Below are 4,557 nucleotides of genomic sequence, written 5' to 3' on the forward strand. Positions count from 1 at the left end.
GACCACGACAAGTGGGACCATCAGGGACGCGCCGTCGCCTCCAACACCCAGAAGACGGTCCGCGGCTTCGCCGACGTGCAGTTCGCGCAGTGGGTCGGGCTCCACGCCTCCTATTCCGACGTCAAGTTCACCGCCGACTGCATCGAAGAGGACTGCGCGATCGAGGACGAGGCGGCCGGCGCGACGCACTTCGACATCGCGGAGCGGAAGACGAAGCGGTACGACGCGGTGCTCACCGTCACCCCCCTCGACGGGCTCTCGATCGGGCTGACGGCGGCGCAGGACAAGAGCGACTACGAGGACAGCGTCTTCGGGCTGACCTACCGCAAGACCCACAGCTACGGGCTCGACGTCTCGTACGCCTTCGGCGAGACGTTCAGCGTCTACGGCGGCTACGTGAAGGACAAGATGGACTGGGACCAGGCCAGCCGCTACCGCGCGGCGTCGCCGCCGGCCCAAGTGGACAACCCGCTCAACAATTGGTTCGCGCGGACCCGCGACGACAACAAGACCTGGAGCCTCGGCGCCGACTGGAAGGCGATCAAGGACAAGCTCTCCTTCTCCGCCGACTACACCAAGTCCGACGGCTCGAGCGCGCAGCAGTGCATCCCGGTCTACGGGACGGTTCCGGCGAACGAGCTGTACCAAGGGAACTGCATCTTCCCGGCGCCGCCGGCGGGGACGTTCGGCACGCCGCAGACCTGGCCGGAGGTGGACGCCAAGTTCACCTGGCTGAAGGTCAAGGGGTACTACACCTTCAGCAAGGCGCTCTCCGCCGGACTCGAGTTCTGGAAGTACAAGTTCGAGGGCCTGGACTGGGCCAGCGACATGACGCAGATCTACATGGGCGGCTACGACTCGTCCGCCGCGAAGTTCGTCTTCATGGGCGTCAAGAACCCCGACTACGACGCGAAGATCTTCCGCGCCTACCTCGACTACCGCTTCTAGATTCAGGACGCGACGGTTCGCGGCGCTCGGCGCGGGCGGGGCTGGTCGCCCCTCCCGCGCCGTTCGCTGTCCGGGGACGGGCTCGGGGGCGCGATTCGCGGTCCGGATTCGCGCCGTCCACCGTAGAATCAGACCTGCGGAGGAACGGACCGGATGGCGATCGATCGGCGCGGGATCGAGGCGGCGGACGTCGCGGGGCGCCGGGACGACGCGAGCCCGGTCGAGGAGCGTCTTCGCGAGGCGCTGGAGTTCCGCGAGCGTCTCTTCGCGGCCTCCGCCGTCGGTCTGCTGGTCTACGACGACGAGGGCCGCTGCGTCATGGTCAACGACGCGGCGTCCCGCGCCATCGGCGGATCGCGCGAGCAACTGCTGTCGCAGAACTTCCGCGGGCTGGCGTCGTGGCGGGCCTCGGGGCTGCTCGACTTGGCCGAGGACGCGCTCGCGACCGGCGAAGATCGCGCCGGCGTGCTGCGCATCGTCACCACTTTCGGCCGCGACGCTTGGTGGGACTGCCGGCTCACGCCGTTCTCGGCCGGCGGGCGGCGGCATCTGCTGCTGCAGGTGAACGACGTCGGCGAGCGTCGCCGCGTCGAGGCGGCGCTGCTGGCGAGCGAGGCGCGTTTCCGCGCCTTCATGCGGCATTTCCCCGGCCTCGCCTACATCAAGGACGGCGAGGGGCGCGTGCTCTTCGCCAACGAAGGCTTCGCGCGCCACCTGGGGCTCGATCCGGACGCGCTGCTCGGCCGGACGAACGAGGAGATCTTCGGGCCCGGAACCGGCGGGGCCTTCGCGGCGGAGGATAGCCGCGTGCTCGCGTCGGGCGGCGACAGCGCGGTCGAGGAGGAGGTTCAAGGCCGGATCTGGGCGACGCGGAAGTTCTGCATCGCCGAGCCGGGCGCGCCGCCGCTCCTCGGCGGAATCACGATCGACATCTCCGAGCGGAAGCGGGCGGAAGACGCGCTCGCCGACGAGCGGGCGCGGATTCAGGCGGTCCTCGAGAACCTTCCGATGGGGGTCGTCGTCTACGACGGCGTGCCTTTCCGCTCCGTGCTCCAGAACGCGGCGGCGGAGGTGATTCTCGGGCGTCCGGCCCCGGGGGCGATCGAGGAGGCGGCGCTGGCCGGGTACTTCGAGGCGATGCGCGCCGGGACGGACGAGCCGTACCCCGCGGAGCGGATGCCGCTCGTGCAGGCGCTGCGCGGGAAGCGGACGGCGGTGGACGACATGGACGTCCGGCGGCCCGACGGAACGCGCGTTCCGCTCGAGGTGTTCGGGATCCCCATCGCGTCGCCTTCGGGCGCGCCGGCGGCGGTCGTCGTCTTCTTGGACATCACCGAGCGTAGGCGCTGGGAGGCGGTGACCGTGGCGCGGGCGCGGCTCGCCGAGTTCGCGTCCGGACGCGCCCTCGACGAGATCCTGACCCGCGCGGTGGACGACGCCGAGGCGCTGACCGGCAGCCGGATCGGGTTCTGCCACTTCCTCGAGCCGGACGAGCGCCACTTCTCCGTGCAGGTCTTTTCGACCCGGACGAACCGCGAGTTCTGCACGGCGGAGGGGCTCGGCCGGCACTGCGATCTCGACCGCGCCGGCGTGTGGGTGGACTGCGTCCGCGAGCGGCGGCCGGTGATCCACAACGACGTCGGCGCCCTTCCTCACCGCAAAGGGATGCCCGAAGGGCACCCCGCGGTCGTGCGGGAGCTGGTCGTGCCGGTCTTCCGCGACGAGAAGATCGTCGCGATGCTCGGCGTCGGGAACAAGGCGACCGACTACGACGACAGCGACGTCCGGATGGTGGCCCTCTTCGCCGACCTGGCGTGGGACTTCGCCGAGCGGAAACGGGCCGAGGCGCGGCAGCGGCGGCTCGAGGAACAGCTCGTCGCGGCGCGGCGGATGGAGTCGATCGGGCTTCTCGCCGGCGGCGTGGCGCACGACTTCAACAACATGCTCACGCCGATTCTGGGCAACGCCGAGATCCTGCTGCAGGAGCTCGGGGCCGACGACGGGCGCCGCGAGCGGGTGGAGCACATCGTGCGCGCGGCGGAGCGTTCGAAGGACCTCGTGCGTCAGCTGCTCGCGTTCGCGCGGCGCCAGACGCTGGAGATGCGTCCGGTGGACCTCAACGCCGTCGTCGAGGGGTTCCAGCGGATGCTGCGCCGGACGCTGCGCGAGAACGTGGCGATCGAGACGAGGCTCGCGCCGGACGTCGGGATGGTGCTCGCCGACGCGGGGCAGATGGAGCAGATCCTGTTGAACATCGCCCTCAACGCGCAGGACGCGATGCCCGGCGGCGGCCTCCTCGCGATCGAGACCGGCGTCGCGGACCTGGACGAAGCGTACGCCGCGGCGCACGACGGCGTCGCGCCCGGCCGGTACGCGTCGCTGGCGATCAGCGACACCGGATGCGGCATGGACGGCTCGGTCCTGTCGCGGATCTTCGAGCCGTTCTTCACGACGAAGGGGCCGGGGCGCGGGACGGGGCTCGGTCTGGCGACGGTCTACGGCATCGTCCGGCAGCACCGCGGCAGCGTTTCCGTCTACAGCGAGCCGGGGATGGGGAGCACGTTCCGGATCTACCTGCCGCGGCTCGGGGCAGCCGAGAAGGCCGCGGAGGAGGAGACGACGGCGGCCGCCGGACCGGCCGCGGAGACGGAAGAGGGGAAGGGAACGCTGCTCGTCGTTGAGGACGAAGCGGACGTCCGCTCGCTCGCCGTGGACGCGCTGCGGCGGAACGGATACTCCGTGATCGAAGCCCCCGGCGCGCAGGCGGCGCTGGCGGCCGCGGCGGCGCACGCGGGCGCGATCGACCTGCTCGTGACCGACGTCGTGCTCGCCGACGAGAACGGCCGCGAGCTCTACGAGCGGCTGGCGGCGTTGCGGCCCGGGCTCAAGGTGCTCTACATGTCGGGCTACACGGGCGAGGTCATCGACCGGCACGGCGTTCTCGCGCCGGGCGTTACGTTCCTCCAGAAGCCGTTCTCGCTGCGCGGCTTGGCGCAGAAGGTCCGCGAAGCGCTTTCGGCGCCGTAAGCGCGCTCATCCGGACGCGGCGCCGCTCCGGCGCCCGGCGATCCGCGGCGCCGCTCCGGCGCCCGGCGCCGTCCGTCAAGGTCGCGGGGGTCGGCGAGGCGATCCGTCCGTCGCGCAGGTCGCGCGAGGCCGGCGCGGCGAACGGTCCGTCCGTCAGGTCGCGTGAGGCCGGCGCGGCGCGTCGGGCCGCGCCGAGGCGCGCCATCCGCGGGCGTCGCGGTTGAGGTTCTGGCCCGGCGGCGACATCGCGCCGCGGCGCGCGTTGCGCGCGGCCCCCGTCTCGGCCGTCCCCTTCATCTCCCGGCGGACTTCCTTTCCCGGCTTCTTGGCGGGCGGCGTTCCGGCCGTGTCCTGGGCGGCGGCCTCCTTGCGCCGCGCCTCGGCGGCCGCGTTCTCCGCGGCCTTCCGCTCCATGCGGTCCGCGACCTCTCTGAGCCGCTTCGCGAGCAGCGCGGACGCCCTTGCGTCCACGCCCGTCTCGCCCGCGGACGGCGCCCGGCGGAGGACCCCTTCGAGCGCCTTCTTCTTGGCGGACAGCGAGAGCGCGGTCTTCGGGGGACTGAGTTTCGTCGGTCGCTTCAT

3 protein-coding genes are annotated in these 4,557 nt (G+C 71.6%); 2 read left to right on the forward strand and 1 reads right to left on the reverse strand.

Annotation, left to right across the window (positions count from 1 at the left end; all coding sequences use genetic code 11):
- Together LLG88_05865 and LLG88_05870 are read left to right on the forward strand one after the other, a co-directional pair.
- On the forward strand, positions 1-948 hold a 948-nt coding region (locus LLG88_05865), incomplete at its 5' end, for an MtrB/PioB family outer membrane beta-barrel protein (GenBank protein MCE5246434.1).
- Positions 949-1,101: 153 nt separating this feature from the next.
- Positions 1,102-3,975, forward strand: coding sequence for a PAS domain-containing protein (locus LLG88_05870; GenBank protein MCE5246435.1), 2,874 nt, complete (start codon positions 1,102-1,104; stop codon positions 3,973-3,975).
- Positions 3,976-4,128: 153 nt separating this feature from the next.
- Here the strand turns inward: LLG88_05870 and LLG88_05875 are convergent.
- The coding region (locus LLG88_05875) for a hypothetical protein (protein MCE5246436.1) at positions 4,129-4,557 on the reverse strand (429 nt) is incomplete at its 5' end.

The sequence above is a fragment of the bacterium genome (assembly GCA_021372775.1).
Classification (GTDB): Bacteria; Acidobacteriota; Polarisedimenticolia; order J045; family J045; genus JAJFTU01.